Origin of the sequence: Streptomyces sp. NPDC088194, from assembly GCF_040702025.1 — a bacterium.
Lineage (GTDB): Bacteria > Actinomycetota > Actinomycetes > Streptomycetales > Streptomycetaceae > Actinacidiphila.
Window position 1 is genome coordinate 45,788 of record NZ_JBFBIV010000013.1, and the last position, 16,857, is coordinate 62,644.

Sequence of the window (16,857 nt, forward strand, 5' to 3'; positions counted from 1 at the left end):
CGGGGCTTCGGCGGGTGTCCGTTTCCCGCCTCCCCGGGCGTATCGCGGCGGCACCGGCCCTGTCGGGGGACCTCCGCGTGGGGGCACAGTAGGACGATGGAATTTCGCGGTGACATCCAACTGGCCCTGCGGCTGCGGGAGAAGCACTACCGCCAGATCGAGAGCGCGTTCGACGCCGGCCGGCTCTCGGTCTACATGCTCGCCGAACCGGTGCCCGCACCAGCCCTCCTCGCGGAGTTCCACCTGATCGCGGAGGCGTACTACTCCGTCGAGATCCGCTACAGCCCGTCGGCGCCCGGCGAGAACCCGTTACGAGTGATCACCTGGTACGACATCCCGGGGCAGCAGGAGATCACCCCGGAGAACGCCTTCGGGTTCCGGGCCGCGGAAGTCACCGCAGCGGATGCCGAGGTGGACGGCCGGAGCGTCACCGGCACCCTGGGCACCGCCGGTGAGTCCTGGGTCTGGTCGGCCACCGTGCGGGAGTCCCACCTCCTCGTCACCGGCCGCGGCGAGATGGGGCACCTCTCCCTCACCTCGACGGGCGACTTCGCCGCAGCCGTCGCCGGCGGAAAAGCCTTCACCGAACGGAATTTCCGGTGACCCGGTGCCCACCGAGCGCGAACACGGCGCTGATCGCACGACCGCGCCCCGGCCGACCGGGGCCGGACACGGGGCGCGGGTCGGTCCGTCAGGTCGGTCTGTCGGGTCGGTCCGTCAGGTCGGTCCGTCGGTTCAGGTCCAGATGTCCCAGCCCTGGAAACCGTTGTCCTGGGAGGTGCCGTTGCAGGTGTAACCCCGCAGGAGGTCACCGTTGTTGGGTCCCGCGTTGGAGTCGTCCAGGCAGCGGCCGGTGGCGGCGTTCTGGAGCACCTGCTCGTAGTAGCCCTTCGCGGTCGTGCGGTTGACGATCCGCCAGCCCTGCCAACCAGCGGTGAAGCTTGGCGTGAGGCAGGGGAACCCGCGCAAGTAGTCCTTGCCGTCCGAGTGGGAGGAGTCGTCCAGGCACAGTCCGGTGGCGCCGTTCTGGAGCTGGGCGTAGCCGTTGGCCAGGGCGATCACCTTCCATTTCTGCCAGCCCCCGTCGTAGTTGCCCTGACCGCAGGGGAACCCGCGTAGCAGGTTGCCGTCCGCGACGCTGGCGTCGGACGAGTCGTCCACGCAGCGGCCGGTGTTGTCGTTGCCGCCGAGCTGGTAGCCCGGGCTGTTGAGGTCCCACCGGTCGATGTCCCCGTACGCCTGCGCGGTGCCGCCGGTGACGGCGATCCCCCCGAGGACGATCGTCGCGGCGAGAACGCCTTGCACGGTGCGTTTGGTGATGGTCCGCATGCCGGTTGAGCCCCCCGTGTGCGTGCGGAGGGCAGCTCTGTTGCTTCCCCCGTTCACGGCGAGCCTACGGTCGTCCGCCGGCGGGCCGCAGAGACGAAATCCAGCCAACATGTCGCCTTTGCGAGGATTTCAAGGATCGGCCGCGCCGCGAGGCGGCCGCGCGACCGCATCGTCGCACCGCCACGACGGCTCCCCCGGCGCGGCCCGCGACAGCGAGGACGGCGGCCGGCCGCCGTCCTCACCGCTGGGACGTACGAAGGTCAACGGGGAGTCGCCTGGGGGGAGTTGCTACGCACCAGACGGCAGTCGTTCGGGTGAAGGACGCTCACGGCATAGACCTGCCTCTTGCCGAGCCGGATGCGCAGCACCTGGACCGTGTCGCCGCGGTGCAGATACTGCTTGGCGGACACACCGGCCACGGCTCCGTCCACCACGGCGCCGGCCTTGGACTTCTGCACGTCCGGGGCCGCCGCGAACGGCACGAACGAAGCACAGCCCACGCGACCGGCCTTGCCCTGCGGCTGGTAGATCTTGATCCCCGCCGCGCGAAGCTCGGACGTCAGCTTCGCAAGCTCCTCGGTGGTGTTCATGGGCTTGGCCTTGGCGTCGTAACTGATCTCCACCACGCCGTTCTTCTGCACATCGACCGCGTACGCGGGTGCCGCGCCGCCGCCGCCGGGCAGCGCGACCAGGGTGGCGCCCGCGATCGCGGCGGCCGCCAGGCCGAACCCGGCGCGACGCGCGGTCACGGCGCGGCGCGCCGGGCGGACACGGAGGCGGTCGGCGGGCAACTCGTCCGTGGGGCGGCCCGCTTCGCGGACGAGGGCGTCCCACAGCCGGTCCTCAAAACTGGTCGAGTCGTTCATGCTCTGCTCCTGGAGAGGTCGATCGACGCGGCCGAGGCGTCGAGTACGGCGGCCGTGCTACGGGTGAGCGGGGCGGCGGACGAGCTCTCGTCCGACCGGGCCCCGGCGGCTTTGCGCAGTCGCGCGCGGGCACGGTGCAGGGTGACGCGCGCGCTGACCGAGCTGATGCCGAGCGCGCGGGCGGCCTCGGCCACGGTGAGCTGGTCGACGGCGACGAGTTCCAGCACGGCCCGTTGCTGCTCCGGCAGACCTTCCATGGCCTCGACCATCGCGCGCCCCTCGTTCTCGGCGACGATCCGGTCCTCGACCTGCGCGATGTCGTCCGCGCCCAGCAACCGCCGCCCCGCGACACGGGAGTTGAGCACGTCCACCCGGTTCTTGCGGCGGTACTCCGCGGAGACGACGTGCCGCGCGACCCCGTACAGCCACGCTCGCTCATTGCGTGCGGCCGACCGGTAGGCGTCGCCGGAGTCGACGACGGCGAGGAAGATGTCGGCGACGACATCGGCGACGGTGTGCGGGTCGTCGAACCGCCGGCCCACGAACCGCGTCACGTCATCGACATGCCTGCGGTAGAAGCCCTCCAGGTCCTCCAGATCCCGTACACGCCCGCGTGCCGAGCTGCCCGCCGGATCACCCCGGCGGCGTGCGGATATGTCCACTGAATCGCTTCCCCTCTCGACGGCAGCCCGTCCGGCTCCCTCACCCCCTACGTGCGCGTCCGGCCCGAAAGCGTTACAGCACGGCACACCACCACCGCCGTCACCGCCACCCACGAGGCACGCGTCGCCGAATGCGCCGACCCCAAGGTCATGGTCCACGACGGCAAGGTCGCCTCCAGTTCCTGAGGCCCCGGTATCCCCCTGGGCCTCGGCCGGGACAGCACGCACCGGGACGGCCGTGGCTCCGACGTCTGCACAGCGTCGGGGGCCGCCGCTGTCCCGAACCGCCTCGCCCGCCGTCGCAACGCCGCGTACGTTGAGGTGGTCGCGGATCTCGAAGTGGGCCAGGAAGGCGTCCCACTCGTCGCTGGTGGGAGTGCGGCATTCCTCGCTCGGTCGCAGGGCTCGACGGCGTGCGATGAACGCCCGGTGCGCTTCGATCGCCTCCGCCGGATCGACGGCCATTGGTAACTCCGGCTAAGAACTCCTAACGAAATGAGTGGCGGGGGTCGGTAGGCTCGGTGGCCATGAGTCAGAGCGGTTCGCAAGCGGCAGCGTTCTTCCGAGATGTTTGCCGGAACCGAGTGGTCTGGCTTGTCCGGAATGACGAGGGAAGTCCGACTCACCTCTCCGAGCACGGCGGGCGAAGTCTCCCCTTCTGGTCGACGCAGCACCGCGCCCAGAGGGCGGCGGACATCTGGGGGCATGGGCTATGCGTTGAATCCATGCCCTTGGACACCTGGTGCGAGCATGTGCTGCCCGACGCCGCACGGGATGGACTCGTGATCGGTATCAACTGGAGCGGACCGCACCTGGTCGGCTGGAGCCTTACCACCAAGGAGGTTCTCAACCGACTGGCGGCGGCTGACCAACCCACAGCATCGCTCGTCAGTGTGCAGTCGCCGCCAGCAGATGAGTGTGCATCCGAGGATGAGGAAGGCTTCGTGGAGGTCGTCGCGGATCTCCCAGCGGACCGGCATCACCCTGGCGCGCGTCCGCGAGATAGCCGAGGCCGTACTGCACCCCACCACCGGTGAATCCGGATGACGTGCGATCTGACGCTGGTCTAGCGTTCCACCCATGGCCTCCCCGGACAGCGACACCGACGACAAGCCCGGCGTCACCTTCCACTGCCAGGACAACCCGGCCGTCGGCGTGAAGTTCTGCGATCGGTTCAGCTTCGACGAAGGCTCCGTGCACTATGCCGTCGAACTGTGGGCTCCGGTCCTGCCGCTCGTGTCAACGAGGTCGCGGCCTGGAATCGGGACAGCGATCCCGTCCCGTTCCTGGAGGAACTGGCCAGAGACCACCGAGGCTGGAACGGCGAGCGGGCCTGGCCGAAGGCCACCGGCGGCTGGACCGCCTCGGGGACCACGTGGTTCGCGCTCAGTTCGAGTCCGAGCCGACCGCCTACCGGTGGGTCTTCTACCGCGAGGGCGATTGCGTTTGGATCAACCCGCAACAGCGGGGCGGTCCCGACAAGTTCCAACTCCGACCTGGGAAAACCCCAAGGTTCCAACGACGTCCGCGTCATGAACGACTCACAAACAGGCACTTACCTTGTCGTTTAACTCGTCTCTGTGAAGGGGGTGGAGGATGGAGCAGCCGGTCTTCGCGTCCATCAGGTACTCGGCCGCGTGTCAGGACTGTGGTGCAGAGTTGGAATGCTGGGGTGTTCAGGCCCTGGTGAACGGCTCTCTACGCTGGGATACGGAGTCCAGGTGCCCGGCCTGCGGGTTTGCGGTAGCCGCCTGCGGTGGCGATCTGCCTGCTGAACTTCGAGACCGTCTGCTGTCCGAGCGTGGCCCAGCGCTGCTCCAGGTGGTTCCTTCGGCACGCAATGCCGTGATCATGCGTGTCCTGCGGGCCGAACTCGGCCTTGATCTGGTCAGCGTCAGGTCCGTGCTGAACGAGGTCGTGACCGGTGCGTACTCGGGCACCCTGCCCGAGATGGAATTGCTGGCGGGCAGGCTGCGGGCGTCTGGGATCGATGCCGTAGCTGTTCAGCCATAGGAGCCCCGGCCTGGCAATTCAGCTGATCCGCCGGGGTTCGGTCCCGGTCTTGTGATGAGCGGGCCGTTGATAGGTCTCACCGGTGGCAAGGACGCGGCCGATGTCGTGGCGGGTGGCGGCGCGGCGATTCTTCGAGCCGGGCGGTCGGCCGGGGCCGGAGCGGCCGGGTTCGGGTGCACCCGCCGGGGAGCCGGTTGTTGCGCGGAGGTTCCGGAACCCGCGCCGGACGCGGGCCGGAGTGAGTTTGTGCGGTGGCGCCGGCTTCTCCAGGGGCGCCGCAGGTCGGTGGCGAGTGGTCGGGCGAGGCGGACCTGGGCGGTGGTAGTTGCGGCCAGGTCGGCGCCGGGGGTGAGCCGGACCGCGTCCGCGCGGGCGGACAGGCAGCCGTAGAAGTCGGTCCGGAACCGGGACAACACGGTCAGGGACTCGACGCGGACAGACTCACCCTCGCGGCCTTGGCATGATCAACAGCGTCTCGACAACGCACATGATCACACCAAGGCCGCACCGCTGTCGCACCGCCCGCCGGCTACCACCGGGCAGCCAACTGGCCTTTCAGGGACGGACGTTGAACAACGAGCCTACAGGCCGCCGCGCTTGCTGGGGAACGTCTTCAGGACCGCCTCGACGTTGTCCGGGTGCTCGGGGTCGACCAGGTCGACGGGCTTGTCCAAGCGGTACTGATCCCCCCTGGCCGGGTACTGGGTGAGGGACGCGGTGAGGACCATCGGCTCCTTGGTCACCAGGACGAGAGGCTCGCCGCCGTCCTTGGGCTCGAACACCGCCGAGAAGGAGAGCTCGTCGCGCTCCACGTACCTCGGGGGGAACTGCTGCGTGAGGGTGAGGGTGCTCCTCACGTCGACGTCGACGTCGTTCTGCTCGAACACGACGTAGTTGTACTTCCCGCTGTCGATCTCCGCGCTGACCTTGAAGCCGACCGTGCGCAGCCGGACGCTGTAGAGGGGGTCGTTCGGGTTGACGTCGACGCGCTGTTTGATACCCCCGCGGAAGTCCACGTGGTAGGTCGCGCCCTTGACCTCGAGTTCGCTGTTGATCGCGAGCATGGAGGAGGGGATCTCCGCGCCGATGGGCGGCAGCAATCCGCCGGCGCGGGCGGAGGCGCCGTCGGCCGGAGCGGTGGCGGGGGCCGCCGTGGCGGAGGCGCCGGCCAGCATCGGGCAGGCGGCGAGGGCGAGCACGGCCGCGACAGTGGCGAGGGCCGGGCGTTGACGTGAGGACATGAGGTGCGCTCCAAGATCCACTTGATCGGTCGCGAGTAGTGGACCCCAAGTGGCACGTCCAGGACGGGGATTCGTCCGCCGGTGGGCGAGTCCGGCGCCGCGACCGCGGCCAGAGCCGCGCCCCGAACCGCCTCGCCCGCCGCGTCGCCCGCCGTCACCACGCCGCGTGGGTTCACGTCACCGCCGAGAAGTACCGGTGCGCGCAGGGGCTCAGGCGCGGGGGGAGGCTGAAGTGTCGGACTGGGCGCGGTTGGCGCGGATCTCGTCGTGGTGGTCGGCGACCCAGCCGATCAGCCGCATGACGATCTCGTGCAGGCCGCGGCCGAGCGGGGCGAGGGCGTACTCCACCCGCGGCGGCACCTCCGCGTAGGCGGTGCGCGTGATCAGGCCGTCGTCCCGGAGCTGGCGCAGCGTGTGGGTGAGCATGCGCTGGGAGATGCCGGGGATCTGGCGCTGGAGGTCGGTGTAACGAAGCGGGCCGTCCTCCAGGGCCGCGGTGATCAGCATGCTCCACTTGTCGCCGACCCGGTCGAGGACCTGCCGGATGAACGGCATGTGGTCGGCGGGGATGCTCGCGCACGGCCCGATCGCCGCCGCCATCTCCCCATCAGTGCTGTCCTGCATGGCGCCCATCCCTCTCCGTCGCGCACACCGGTGTGCCTTTTGTACCGGCTTCCATACTGGCGCATCATGGCGCTACGAACAAATGAGAGGAATTGGAGCTCGGGCCGTGAAGGCAGCGATCGAGGCAGAGGTCTGGGCCGAGGTCACCTGCCCCCGGTACAGGCCGAAATCACCTGTCCCCGGTACGGGCCGAGGTCACCTGCCCCCGGTACGGGCCGGGCGGCCACCGTGCCCCCCGGCCCGCCCCCGGGCCCGCCCCCGACCGCCCTCCGATCCGGACATCCCGCTGAAAGGCGCCCACGCCATGTCGTACCTGCTGCACATCGACTCCTCCTCGCTCGGCGAGGCTTCCGTCTCCCGCCAGGTCGCCCGGTCCTTCCGCGACCAGTGGCAGGGCCCGGTCGTCCACCGCGACCTCGCCGCCTCGCCGGTACCGCACCTGACCGCCGCGGGAATCACCGCCGGCACCACCGACCCGGCCCGGCGCACTCCCGAGCAGGCCGCGGCCGCCGCGCTCCAGGACGAGCTGATCGAGGAGTTCCTCGGCGCCGGCGCGTACCTGTTCACCGTGCCGATGTACAACCTCTCGATGCCGTCGGTGTTCAAGGCGTGGCTGGACCAGGTCATCGTCCTGGACCGCACGATGAGCCACACCGGCACCTCCCCGGCGGCGGGCCGTCCCGCCGTGCTGATCTCCGCCCGGGGCGGCGGCTACGGACCCGGCTCCCCCAAGGAGGGCCTCGACTACGTGGTGCCCACGCTGGAGGCCGTTCTGGGGCACGACGACCTCCTCGGCCTGGACGTCACCACGGTGATACCCGAGCTGACCATGGCCCCGGTGGCACCGGCCCTCGCCCCGCTGCTTCCGCTGCACGAGGCGTCCATGGCCGCCGCCCACGACCAGGCCCGCCGCCTCGCCACGACCATCGGCACGGCGCGTGCCGCATGACGTAACCGGCCCGCCTCAACCCGACGGTGACCAGAACCCCCTGGCGTGGAACTCCCCGGGTTGACCCACCCCCTTCTCCCCCGTCCCTCACCCTCATTCACCGCCGCTGCCGCAGTAGTTGGAGGAACACCCCCATGTCCAAAGTGATCGCGATCTTCGGCGCCGGCCCCGGTCTCGGCGCCTCCCTCGCCCGACGCTTCTCCGCCGAGGGCTTCCGCGTCGCCCTGGTGGCGCGTCGCAAGGACCGCCTCGACGCCCTCGTCGACCAGCTCAGCGCCGAGGGCGTCGACGCGACCGGCTTCACCGCCGACCTCTCCGAACCCAAGGAGATCCCCGCCCTGATCGAGGCCATCCGCGAGCGGTTCGGCCGGATCGACGCGGTCGAGTACGGCCCGATCCCCAGCGTCCACTTCACCCCCGCCGCCGAACTCGACCCGGACACCCTCGTCCAGGGCATCCCACTGCTCCTGCTCACACCGCTGGCCGTCGTCCAAGCCGTGCTGCCGGAGTGGCAGAAACGCGGCGACGGCGCGTTCCTGATGACCACCGGCGCCACCGCGGTCCACCCCATGCCGAACGCGAGCGGGGTCGGCCCGCTGATGGCCGCCGCCCGCAACTGGCTCTACTCCCTCCACGGGGAACTCACCAAGTCGGGCATCTACGCGGGCACCCTCTCGGTCGCCGCGTTCATCGGAGGCAGCGAGGCGGCAGAGGCCGCCGGCGCGTCGGAGTTGGCGGCCTCGTTCCCGGTCGTCGACCCGGCCGAACTCGCCGCGCTCTACTGGGACATGTACACCGAGCGCGACCGCGTCGAGGAAGTCCACCCCGCGTTCAAGGCCGACGGCTGACGGGCCGCATGATCGGCCGCTCTTCTCGGCGGTGCGGACTACGTGTACGGTCCGCACCGCCGCTCCACCGGATACGCCGGAGGCCCCGCCGGGTCAGGCGAGAGGGAACTCGCCGGCCTTCACACCCGCCACGAACGAAGCAAACTCCTCGGCCTGGAAGACCAGCACCGGACCGCCCGGGTCCTTGGAATCACGGACGGGGACGATGCCACGGGAGGCGGCAAGGTCGGCGGCAACCTCTACGCACTGGCCGCCGTTGTTGCTCTACGAGGACGTGAACCAACGGGGGAATGCGGTCGTCACGGGGGCACCCTTTCGTAGCTGCTTGATCACGGCCACCGGCACCGCCTGCCACAGCGGTTCGGCCTGTCGACGATTGGTACGCGTTGCGGGAGCAGGTCACACGAGGGGGAACTCGCCGGCCTTCACACCCGCCACGAACGAAGCAAACGCATCAGCCGGGAAGGCCAGCACCAGGCCACCCGGGTCCTTGGAATCACGCACAGGGACGATGCCGCGCGAGGCGGCAAGGTTGGCGGCCACCTCAATGCACTCACCGCCGTTGCCGCTGTACGAAGACTTGAACCAACGGGGGGATTCGGTCGTCACGGGGTGCCCCTTTCGTAGCTGGTCGATCACGACCACATCCGCACCACATCCGCCACCTACAACAGCGTCTCCGCCTGTCGACGAATGGCGAGCGTCGCGGGAGTGGGTTCAGACGAGGGGGAACTCGCCGGCCTTCACACCCGCCACGAAGGAGGCGAACGCATCGGCCGGGAAGGCCAAGACCGGGCCACCCGGGTCCTTGGAATCACGGACGGGGACGATGCCACGGGAGGCGGCAAGGTTGGCGGCGACCTCGATGCAGTTGCCGCCGTTGCCACTGTACGAAGACTTGAACCAAAGCGGAGTCTCAGTCATCACGCAGCCGATGGTAGGCCCCCAACATCGGCTCAACAGAGACGATTTCACGCTGGATTCGCCCCCGTTCCCACCGCTCGGCGTACGTGGCCCCAGCGCGTACGGCCCTGCTGCCCGCGAGGGGTAGCAGGGCCGTTGGTGCGTGGTGCGCGAACGGGTCAGACGAGGGGGAACTCCCCGGCCTTCACACCCGCCACGAACGAAGCAAACGCATCAGCCGAGAAGGCCAACGCCGGACCACCCGGGTCCTTGGAATCACGGACAGGGACGATGCCACGCGAGGCGGCAAGGTTGGCGGCCACCTCTACGCACTGGCCGCCGTTGGCGCTGTACGAGGACGTGAACCAACGGGGGGATTCGGTCGTCACGGGGTGCCCCTTTCGTAGCTGGTCGATCACGACCACCGGCACCGCGTGCCACAGCGGTTCGGCGAGCCGTCGATTGGTGCGGGAGCGGAATCGGGAGCGGGTCAGGCGAGGGGGAACTCGCCGGCCTTCACACCCCCAACGAAGGAGGCGAACGCATCAGCCGGGAAGGCCAGCACCGGACCGCCCGGGTCCTTGGAATCACGGACGGGGACGATGCCACGGGAGGCGGCAAGGTTGGCGGCGACCTCGACGCACTGGCCGCCGTTCTCACTGTAGGAAGACGTGAACCAACGCGGGGTCTCGGTCATCACGGGGTGCCCTTCCTCGACTCGCTGATCATGGCCGCCGGCACCGCCTTGCCACGGCGGTTCGGCGAACAATCGATGGGTACGGGGTTGCGGGAGCGGGTCACACGAGGGGGAACTCGCCAGCCTTCACACCCGCCACGAACAAAGCAAACGCATCAGCCGGGAAGGCCAGCACCGGACCGCCCGGGTCCTTGGAATCACGGACGGGGACGATGCCACGGGAGGCGGCAAGGTTGGCGGCAACCTCGACGCAGGCGCCGCCATTGCTGCTGTACGAAGACGTGAACCAAAGCGGAGTCTCGGTCATCACGGGTGTCCTTCCTCAACTCGCCGATCATGGCCACCGGCACCACCTGCCACGGCGGTTCGGCGAACAATCGATGGCTACGGGGTACGGGAACAGGTCAGACGAGCGGGAACTCGCCAGCCTTCACACCCGCCACGAACGAAGCAAACGCATCAGCCGAGAAGGCCAACACCGGGCCACCCGGGTCCTTGGAATCACGCACAGGAACCACGCCACGGGAGGCAGCAACCTCGACGCACGCGCCGCCGTTCTCACTGTACGGAAGACGTGAACCAACGCGGGGTCTCGGTCGTCACGGGGGGCACCCTTTCGTAGCTGCTTGATCACGGCCACCGGCACCGCCTGCCACGGCGGTTCGGCGAACAATCGATGGGTACGGGGTACGGGAGCGGGTCAGACGAGGGGGAACTCGCCGGCCTTCACACCCGCCACGAAGGAGGCGAACGCATCAGCCGGGAAAGCCAGCACCGGGCCACCCGGGTCCTTGGAATCACGGACGGGGACCACGCCACGCGAGGCGGCGAGGTTGGCGGCAACCTCGACGCACGCGCCACCGTTGCTGCTGTACGAGGACTTGAACCAACGCGGGGTCTCGGTCATCACGCAGCCGATGGTAGGCCCCCAGCATCGGCTCAACAGAGACGATTTCACGCTGGATTCGCCCCTGTTCCCGCCGCTCGGCGTACGTGGCTCCAGCGCATACGGCTCTGCTACCCGTGAGGGGTAGCAGGGCCGTTGATGCGTGGTGCGGGAACGGGTCAGACGAGGGGGAACTCGCCGGCCTTCACACCCGCCACGAACGAAGCGAACGCGTCGGCGGAGAAGGCCAACGCCGGGCCGCTCGGGTCCTTGGAGTCACGGACGGGGACCACGCCACGCGAGGCGGCGAGGTTGGCGGCGACCTCGACGCAGGCGCCACCGTTGCCACTGTACGAGGACTTGAACCAACGGGGGGTTTCGGTCGTCACGACGTGCCCTTTCGTAGCTGGTTGATCATGGCCACCGACGCCGCCTGCGACAGCGATTCGGCCTGTAGCTGATGGTAGGCCCCCAACAGGGGCAGTACGGAAGTGGTTTCGCGGTCAAGGTGCCCCTGTGCTTGTGATTCGGCATACAAAGCAACGGACCGGTCGGCAAGGGTGAGCAGGTAGACCGGGAGCTTAAACGCGCGACGCGCTCCAATGCTGAAAGGCGCCACCTGGACGATCCAGTTGGGGAGGGCCGCCGCCTCGACCAGCCGTTGGAGTTGGGCGCCCATGACCTCGGCGCCGCCGACAGCCTGAAGGAGGCAGCTCTCGTCCATCACCACCAGCACCATGGGCGGGCGAGTCCTCACCAGCGCGGCCTGTCGGTCCATGAGCACGGAGACTCGCTCGGCGGCCTGCTCGGCGGTGATAGTGCCGCGCTGTACATCACCGTCCGCCAACGCCTCCGCGTACTCACGCGTCTGCAACAGGCCCGGGACGACACCGATCTCGAACAGCCGGATCTCCGTGGCCCGGCCCTCGTACCTGACGTACTCCGGGAAACCGGCCAGCATCGAGCCGCGCCGCATCTCGTGCCATTCGCGTTCGAACGAATCTGCGGATTCAGCGGTTCCGAAGGCAACATCGGCCTTGCGTGAGAACGAGCGGGTTGGCGGCTTGCGACCAGTTTCAACCGCGGAAACGTGCTGGCTGGAATATGCCAATTCCTCCGCGAGATCGTCCTGGTTCCAGCCGCGGGCTTCCCGCAGCCTGCGCAAGCGAGCACCAAAGGCCGCTCGTGGGCTGCTCTCGGGGTTCAGCTCTTTGCGGTTGACCATGGGACACCCCAAACCTTCCTTCGTTTCTGCTTACTTGAAGGAATTCTGACTGTACGTCACTCTGGCCGAGTCCGGTAGTGGAACCACTACGGAGAGGAACGGGCCATGGGTATGACCATCGCCGTGTATCGGGTCAATCCGATGTCCGGAGAGCGCACCACCGTCCGGGACCGTTACGACGTGCAGCCGGCAACCCTGCCGACACCGTTGAGCAGCGCCCTGCCGCCGTGCGGCTGCAAGCGCTGCCGGCGGAGCGGGCACACCGAGCCGGCCACCCCACCCGACCACCGTTGAAGCACCTCCCCTTGTAGCTCAGTCAGGAAGAGCCCGGGCCCCCGCACTACCTCCGTTCATGCGTGCGGGTCGGCCCGATGACTCCGGTTCGAGTCCGGACAAGGGGACTTGGCGAGCACGAACGACACCGTAGAGAGGACATCCGTATGGCCAGCACCAGCGGCGAGAAGGGCACCACCAGGATGCTCATCGACTGGGAGTGGTTGTCGGCACGGGAGTTGTACGCCAGTGAACTGGCCTATCGGCGCCAGCAGGCGGGGCTGACGCTGATGGAACTCGCGGGGCTGTGCATGTACGAGCAGTCGTATCTGCACCGGCTGGAGCGGGGGCAGCGACTCGGGACCCTGGAGGCGGCCACCGCGCTGGACAAGGTGTACGGCACCGGGACCCTCCTGGTGAAGCTGTGGCACCTGGCCAAACGCGAGGCGAAGGACAAGCCGTTCCTGGGACTTGCCCCCTTGGAGGCGGACGCGGTGAGCGTGCAGGAGTACGCGGTCAGCGCGGTGCCGTACCTCCTCCAGACCCGCGCCTACGCCGAAGAACAGCTCCGCACCGCCCGCCCGCGCAGCATCAAGCAGTTGAGCGCGCAGGTCACCGAGCAGCTCAAGCGGCAGGACCGTCTCACCGGACCCAACCCGGTTCATTACCGCGCACTGATCGACGAGGCCGTACTACGGCGCGGGGCGCGCGACCCCCAGACGTGGACCGGCCAGTTGGAGCACCTCATCGACGTTGCCCAGCAGCCCGATGTGTCGCTGCACGTCGTGCCGTTCGGGACCGGCCCGCACCACATCCGCAGCTGCCTGGAGCTGATCTTCTTCCAGGACGGCCACGTCGTGGCGTACACGCAGAGCAGTTGGAGCGGCCACCTCGTCGAGGAACCCGAAGACGTCGAACCGCTGCGCCTGGCCTACGACTTGCTCCGCGACACCGCTCTCACGCCGACGGACTCGCTGGCTTTCCTGCGTACCGTACTGGCCGAACACACCACGCACACGCGGTCGTAGCGGCAACCCGAGTCCGTATAGTGGACGTGCTGACCAATATACGGACGCCGCCGCCGTCGCGAACTCCCTGCGGGCACTATGCCTGGCATGACGACCACCGAGATCCGCACCGCGTACCTGCTGGCCGCCGAGCGGGCCACGCGCCTCCTGGCGGAACGGGAGGTGGCGCTCCGCTGGCAGCAGGAGTCCGTGCTGCCGGGGATGTCCGTGGGCGGACTGGCCGGCCACCTTGCCCGCAGCGTCCTCCAAGTCGAGTGGTTCCTCGACGGTCCGGTGTTCGGCGCGGAACCGGTGACGCCTGTGCACTACTACGCCAGGCTGGAGGGCACCTCGACTCCCGGCTCCGCGCTCAACGTCGGCGTGCGTACGCGGAGCGAGGAGACCGCCGCGGCCGGTCCCGCCGCCGTGGCCGAGCAGGCGCGGGCCGCGTGGCAGCGGCTGGCCGAGCGGCTGCCAGGGGAGCCGGCCGACCGGCGGGTGTCCGTCCTCCACCGGCCCGGGGAGGAAATGCTCCTCGACGGGTACCTCCAGACCCGATGCGTCGAACTCACCGTCCATCTTGAGGACTTGGCGCTGAGCGTGGGCGCCCCCAACCCCGCTCCCGAGGCCGCGCTCGCCCTCGCGATCGACGTACTCACCGCCGCCGCCCGCGAACGCCACGGCGACCAGGCCGTGTTGCACGCCCTGACCCGACGCGAACGCGACACCCATGACGCCTTGCGCGTGCTGTAGTCGGTCCTCGTCCGGCCGGGCACGGGCTGGGGCGTGGGGACTCAACGGGCTCAACGGGCTCAGCGGCTCAACGGCTCAACGGGCGGGAGCCGGTTCGGACGACGGCCGCCACTCCCGCCTGATCAGCCCGTAGACCCACGAGTCGGAGACCTCGCCGTTGACGACGCAGTCCTCCCGCAACGTCCCTTCGCGCACGAACCCGAGCTTCTCCAGCACGCGGGCACAGGCCACGTTGCGCGTGTCGGCCTCGGCTTGCACGCGATTGAGGTCCAGGGTGTCGAAGGCCCACCGCAGCAGAGCGCGCGCGGCCTCGGTCGCGTAGCCGTGGCCCCACGCCGTATCGATGAAGCAGTAGCCCAGCGACGCGCTGCGGTAGTCCGGATTCCACCTGGTCAGGCCGCACCATCCGATGAACGCCCCGTCGGAGACCCGATCGACGGCCAGCCTCGCCCCGGTGCCCTCCCGAGCCATCTGCCCGCAAGCCGCGATGAACCGCTCGGCGCGGGCGCGCTCGGTCCACGGTGGCGAGTCCCAGTAGCGCAGCACGTAGGCGCTGCTGTGCAGGGCGAAGAGGTCGTTCGCGTCCGCGTCCTCGAAGGCACGCAGGCGGAGGCGAGCGGTGGGCAAGGAGGGGGCCGGCAGCGACGTGCTCATGTTCCATCCCGTGGTCGGCGGCCGATCAATCAGACCTCCGCTGCCGGGCACCCGCAAGGGGTTTTCCCGGCGGGCCCCCACAACGACGTGAGTTGGCCCGTCGACCGGCCGGGATGCCGCGGCTGGTCCGCTGCGAGTTTACCGAGGCGGATGCGGGTGATCCGGGAGAGCCGTCGTGCCGTCAGCGCCACCGGGGCACGGGGAGCAGGTCGTGGTGAGGGGCCGAGTCCCCGTCACGCGAGTTCCACCGGGGACGGCCGAGGCCGCCACGGACGATGTCACGATGGGGCCGAGCGACATCGGCAGCCGCGTACTCGATGGAGCCGCGGCCGGACGGCGGGCGGGACACATGGTGAACCAGGCAGGCGAGAAACGGGAACCCGACGCTGTCGACACGACGACGCCGGACGTCAGCCGCGTCTACGGCTACTTCCTCGGCGAGAAGGAGAACCATCCCGCGGACCGCGCCGCCGCCGACCAGCTCTCCCGGGTCTGGTCGGACGTCGGGATGTCGTGCCGGGCCAGCCGCGCCTTCGTGCTGCGCGCCACCGAGTACGCGACGAGCAAGGGCGTCCGCCAGATCATCGACATGGGCTGCGGCATCCCCACGAAACTCTCCGACAACGTGCACGAGGTCGCCCAACGCGTCCTCCCTGCCGCCCGGGTGGTGTACGCGGACAAGAACCCGCTCGTCCGCCGCCACTGCGCCCGCGATCTCGCCGGCGTCGACGGCTGCACCTACGTTCACCACGACTTCCTCGACGGCGCGTCGCTGTACGAACAGCCGAGGGTCCGCGATCACCTCGACCTCGCGGAGCCCGTGACCCTCCTGCTGGGGGACCTGCTGCACTTCGTGCCCGGTGAGATCGCCTACACGGTGGTGGCCGACCTGGTCCGGCCCCTGGCGCCGGGGAGCCGCCTGGTGATCGCCAGTATCGCCTCCGACCTTCGGCCGGCCCTGATGGAAGAGGCCATGGCTCACTACAGCGGGCGCGTGACCACGAGCTTCGCGCGAAGCCGCACCGAGATCGAGCGGTTCTTCGACGGGCTGACGTTGGAGGAGCCGGGCGTCGTGACGCCACCGCAGTGGCACAGCGACCCGGGCGACGTCATTCCCCCGCCGCAACAGGTGTGCACGTGGGCGGCCGTGGGCGTGGTGGGCTAGCGCCCCCGACGAACCCGCGACCCCGCGAACACACGTCGGCGGGGCCGGTGAGGCGAGCACGTCCTCCCCTGTGCGCAGCCGCACCCCGGCGCGCTGCGGCACCGCGAACCCGCGGGCATATCCAGGTGTCCCTCGCCAGGTGATCCCGGTAGCGTGCGCCGGCATGGCATCGGAACTGAAACGCCCCCCACTCCAAGCGGACGAACGCACCGCGCTCATCGGCTGGCTGGACCTGCAACGGCAGATCCTGCGCTGGAAGTGTGAGGGGCTGAGCGACGAGGACGCGCACCGCTCGGTCGTCCCGACCTCGCCGGCCATGACCATGGCCGGCCTCGTCTCCCATATGCGCTGGACCGAGCACATGTGGCTGGAGGTGGTGTTCCTCGGCGGCGACAAGCAGCTGAACCCGGCGTTCGACGAGTCGAGCCAGGACGCCGACTGGCACACCGGCGGCCGCCCCCTCACCGAACTCCTCGCGGAATACGAGGCGCAGTGCGCCCGCGGCAACGAGATCGTCGCCGCGGCCTCCCTGGACGACGTCGGCCGCCACCCCGACTTCCGCGACGCCGGCGCCAACCTCCGCTGGATACTGATCCACCTCGTCGAGGAGACGGGACGGCACGCGGGCCACGCGGACATCGTCCGAGAGCTGCTCGACGGCACGAAGGGTTACTACTAGGTCGCGTATCGGGTTGTCATCAGCGGAGCCGTGACGAACCGCTACGACGCAACGGCGGCTCGCGGCCGGGCACGGCCAAGAAG

General features: G+C 69.3%; 25 protein-coding genes, 1 tRNA gene and 3 pseudogenes. 12 read left to right on the top strand and 17 right to left on the bottom strand.

Annotated elements, in window-relative coordinates; translation table 11 throughout:
• The first annotated feature begins 96 nt into the window (after positions 1–96).
• Positions 97–603 (top strand): hypothetical protein, encoded by a 507-nt coding sequence (locus tag AB0399_RS09550; protein ID WP_366410868.1) that lies wholly within the window; start codon positions 97–99, stop codon positions 601–603.
• A 132-nt stretch (positions 604–735) separates the two neighbouring features.
• On the opposite strand, the gene AB0399_RS09555 is transcribed toward AB0399_RS09550, so the two are convergent.
• The 3 genes from AB0399_RS09555 to AB0399_RS09565 form a co-directional block, all read right to left on the bottom strand.
• On the bottom strand, positions 736–1,329 hold the full coding sequence (locus AB0399_RS09555; RefSeq protein ID WP_366410869.1) for an RICIN domain-containing protein: 594 nt from the start codon (positions 1,327–1,329) through the stop codon (positions 736–738).
• A 260-nt stretch (positions 1,330–1,589) separates the two neighbouring features.
• Entirely contained in the window at positions 1,590–2,195 is a 606-nt protein-coding gene (locus tag AB0399_RS09560) for a hypothetical protein (protein WP_366410870.1), read from the bottom strand.
• Positions 2,192–2,857 carry a sigma-70 family RNA polymerase sigma factor gene (locus AB0399_RS09565; protein ID WP_366410871.1) on the bottom strand — a complete coding sequence of 222 codons (666 nt, stop codon included), beginning with the start codon at positions 2,855–2,857 and terminating at the stop codon, positions 2,192–2,194. Before AB0399_RS09565 ends, AB0399_RS09560 begins: the two co-directional genes overlap by 4 nt.
• Positions 2,858–3,384: 527 nt before the next feature.
• Between AB0399_RS09565 and AB0399_RS09570 the strand changes: the two genes are divergently transcribed.
• The 3 genes from AB0399_RS09570 (at position 3,385) to AB0399_RS09580 (ending at position 4,870) form a co-directional block, all read left to right on the top strand.
• Positions 3,385–3,894: a DUF2750 domain-containing protein gene (locus AB0399_RS09570; protein WP_366410872.1), complete on the top strand. Its 510-nt coding sequence runs from the start codon at positions 3,385–3,387 to the stop codon at positions 3,892–3,894.
• Positions 3,895–4,071: 177 nt separating this feature from the next.
• Positions 4,072–4,428 carry a DUF6228 family protein gene (locus AB0399_RS09575; protein WP_366410873.1) on the top strand — a complete coding sequence of 119 codons (357 nt, stop codon included), beginning with the start codon at positions 4,072–4,074 and terminating at the stop codon, positions 4,426–4,428.
• Positions 4,429–4,453: 25 nt separating this feature from the next.
• Positions 4,454–4,870: a hypothetical protein gene (locus AB0399_RS09580; protein ID WP_366410874.1), complete on the top strand. Its 417-nt coding sequence runs from the start codon at positions 4,454–4,456 to the stop codon at positions 4,868–4,870.
• A gap of 18 nt (positions 4,871–4,888) precedes the next feature.
• Here AB0399_RS09580 and AB0399_RS09585 read toward each other — a convergent pair.
• From AB0399_RS09585 to AB0399_RS09595, 3 genes and pseudogenes are all read right to left on the bottom strand, one after another.
• Positions 4,889–5,184 (bottom strand): annotated as a pseudogene (locus AB0399_RS09585) (transposase); the annotation flags it as partial.
• 267 nt (positions 5,185–5,451) lie between these two features.
• Entirely contained in the window at positions 5,452–6,111 is a 660-nt protein-coding gene (locus tag AB0399_RS09590) for a hypothetical protein (protein WP_366410875.1), read from the bottom strand.
• Positions 6,112–6,321: 210 nt separating this feature from the next.
• Positions 6,322–6,735, bottom strand: coding sequence for a helix-turn-helix domain-containing protein (locus tag AB0399_RS09595; RefSeq protein WP_366410876.1), 414 nt, complete (start codon positions 6,733–6,735; stop codon positions 6,322–6,324).
• 304 nt (positions 6,736–7,039) lie between these two features.
• Here AB0399_RS09595 and AB0399_RS09600 point away from each other — a divergent pair, with 304 nt between their 5' ends.
• The gene (locus AB0399_RS09600; protein ID WP_366410877.1) at positions 7,040–7,684 is read left to right on the top strand and encodes an NAD(P)H-dependent oxidoreductase; all 645 of its coding nucleotides are present in this window, start codon (positions 7,040–7,042) and stop codon (positions 7,682–7,684) included.
• A 134-nt stretch (positions 7,685–7,818) separates the two neighbouring features.
• Entirely contained in the window at positions 7,819–8,532 is a 714-nt protein-coding gene (locus AB0399_RS09605) for an SDR family NAD(P)-dependent oxidoreductase (RefSeq protein WP_366410878.1), read from the top strand.
• Between the two features lie 93 nt (positions 8,533–8,625).
• On the opposite strand, the pseudogene AB0399_RS09610 reads toward AB0399_RS09605, so the two are convergent.
• The 10 genes and pseudogenes from AB0399_RS09610 to AB0399_RS09655 all read right to left on the bottom strand — a co-directional run bounded on the left by AB0399_RS09610 (position 8,626) and on the right by AB0399_RS09655 (position 12,243).
• Positions 8,626–8,835: pseudogene (locus AB0399_RS09610) on the bottom strand (DUF397 domain-containing protein).
• 96 nt (positions 8,836–8,931) lie between these two features.
• Positions 8,932–9,141 carry a DUF397 domain-containing protein gene (locus AB0399_RS09615; RefSeq protein WP_366410879.1) on the bottom strand — a complete coding sequence of 70 codons (210 nt, stop codon included), beginning with the start codon at positions 9,139–9,141 and terminating at the stop codon, positions 8,932–8,934.
• Positions 9,142–9,249: 108 nt separating this feature from the next.
• Positions 9,250–9,459: a DUF397 domain-containing protein gene (locus AB0399_RS09620; protein ID WP_366410880.1), complete on the bottom strand. Its 210-nt coding sequence runs from the start codon at positions 9,457–9,459 to the stop codon at positions 9,250–9,252.
• A gap of 155 nt (positions 9,460–9,614) precedes the next feature.
• Positions 9,615–9,824 carry a DUF397 domain-containing protein gene (locus AB0399_RS09625; RefSeq protein ID WP_366410881.1) on the bottom strand — a complete coding sequence of 70 codons (210 nt, stop codon included), beginning with the start codon at positions 9,822–9,824 and terminating at the stop codon, positions 9,615–9,617.
• A gap of 101 nt (positions 9,825–9,925) precedes the next feature.
• Positions 9,926–10,135: a DUF397 domain-containing protein gene (locus AB0399_RS09630; protein ID WP_366410882.1), complete on the bottom strand. Its 210-nt coding sequence runs from the start codon at positions 10,133–10,135 to the stop codon at positions 9,926–9,928.
• Between the two features lie 97 nt (positions 10,136–10,232).
• Positions 10,233–10,442, bottom strand: coding sequence for a DUF397 domain-containing protein (locus AB0399_RS09635; protein ID WP_366410883.1), 210 nt, complete (start codon positions 10,440–10,442; stop codon positions 10,233–10,235).
• 94 nt (positions 10,443–10,536) lie between these two features.
• A pseudogene (locus tag AB0399_RS09640) lies at positions 10,537–10,735 on the bottom strand (DUF397 domain-containing protein).
• 97 nt (positions 10,736–10,832) lie between these two features.
• Positions 10,833–11,042 carry a DUF397 domain-containing protein gene (locus AB0399_RS09645; RefSeq protein WP_366410884.1) on the bottom strand — a complete coding sequence of 70 codons (210 nt, stop codon included), beginning with the start codon at positions 11,040–11,042 and terminating at the stop codon, positions 10,833–10,835.
• Positions 11,043–11,197: 155 nt separating this feature from the next.
• Positions 11,198–11,407 (bottom strand): DUF397 domain-containing protein, encoded by a 210-nt coding sequence (locus AB0399_RS09650; RefSeq protein WP_328471711.1) that lies wholly within the window; start codon positions 11,405–11,407, stop codon positions 11,198–11,200.
• Positions 11,404–12,243: a helix-turn-helix transcriptional regulator gene (locus tag AB0399_RS09655; protein WP_328471709.1), complete on the bottom strand. Its 840-nt coding sequence runs from the start codon at positions 12,241–12,243 to the stop codon at positions 11,404–11,406. Before AB0399_RS09655 ends, AB0399_RS09650 begins: the two co-directional genes overlap by 4 nt.
• 105 nt (positions 12,244–12,348) lie before the next feature.
• Here AB0399_RS09655 and AB0399_RS09660 point away from each other — a divergent pair, with 105 nt between their 5' ends.
• From AB0399_RS09660 to AB0399_RS09675, 4 genes are all read left to right on the top strand, one after another.
• Positions 12,349–12,537 (top strand): hypothetical protein, encoded by a 189-nt coding sequence (locus AB0399_RS09660; RefSeq protein ID WP_366410885.1) that lies wholly within the window; start codon positions 12,349–12,351, stop codon positions 12,535–12,537.
• Between the two features lie 7 nt (positions 12,538–12,544).
• Positions 12,545–12,644 (top strand) — tRNA-OTHER (locus AB0399_RS09665).
• 39 nt (positions 12,645–12,683) lie between these two features.
• Positions 12,684–13,544, top strand: coding sequence for a helix-turn-helix transcriptional regulator (locus AB0399_RS09670; RefSeq protein ID WP_366410886.1), 861 nt, complete (start codon positions 12,684–12,686; stop codon positions 13,542–13,544).
• An 87-nt stretch (positions 13,545–13,631) separates the two neighbouring features.
• Positions 13,632–14,276, top strand: coding sequence for a maleylpyruvate isomerase N-terminal domain-containing protein (locus AB0399_RS09675; RefSeq protein ID WP_366410887.1), 645 nt, complete (start codon positions 13,632–13,634; stop codon positions 14,274–14,276).
• 75 nt (positions 14,277–14,351) lie between these two features.
• Here the strand turns inward: AB0399_RS09675 and AB0399_RS09680 are convergent, their stop codons facing one another.
• Positions 14,352–14,930: a GNAT family N-acetyltransferase gene (locus AB0399_RS09680; protein ID WP_366410888.1), complete on the bottom strand. Its 579-nt coding sequence runs from the start codon at positions 14,928–14,930 to the stop codon at positions 14,352–14,354.
• A gap of 283 nt (positions 14,931–15,213) precedes the next feature.
• Between AB0399_RS09680 and AB0399_RS09685 the strand changes: the two genes are divergently transcribed.
• Both AB0399_RS09685 and AB0399_RS09690 read left to right on the top strand, forming a co-directional pair.
• On the top strand, positions 15,214–16,095 hold the full coding sequence (locus tag AB0399_RS09685) for an SAM-dependent methyltransferase (RefSeq protein WP_366410889.1): 882 nt from the start codon (positions 15,214–15,216) through the stop codon (positions 16,093–16,095).
• Positions 16,096–16,258: 163 nt separating this feature from the next.
• Positions 16,259–16,774 carry a DinB family protein gene (locus AB0399_RS09690; RefSeq protein WP_366410890.1) on the top strand — a complete coding sequence of 172 codons (516 nt, stop codon included), beginning with the start codon at positions 16,259–16,261 and terminating at the stop codon, positions 16,772–16,774.
• Positions 16,775–16,857 lie beyond the last annotated feature (83 nt).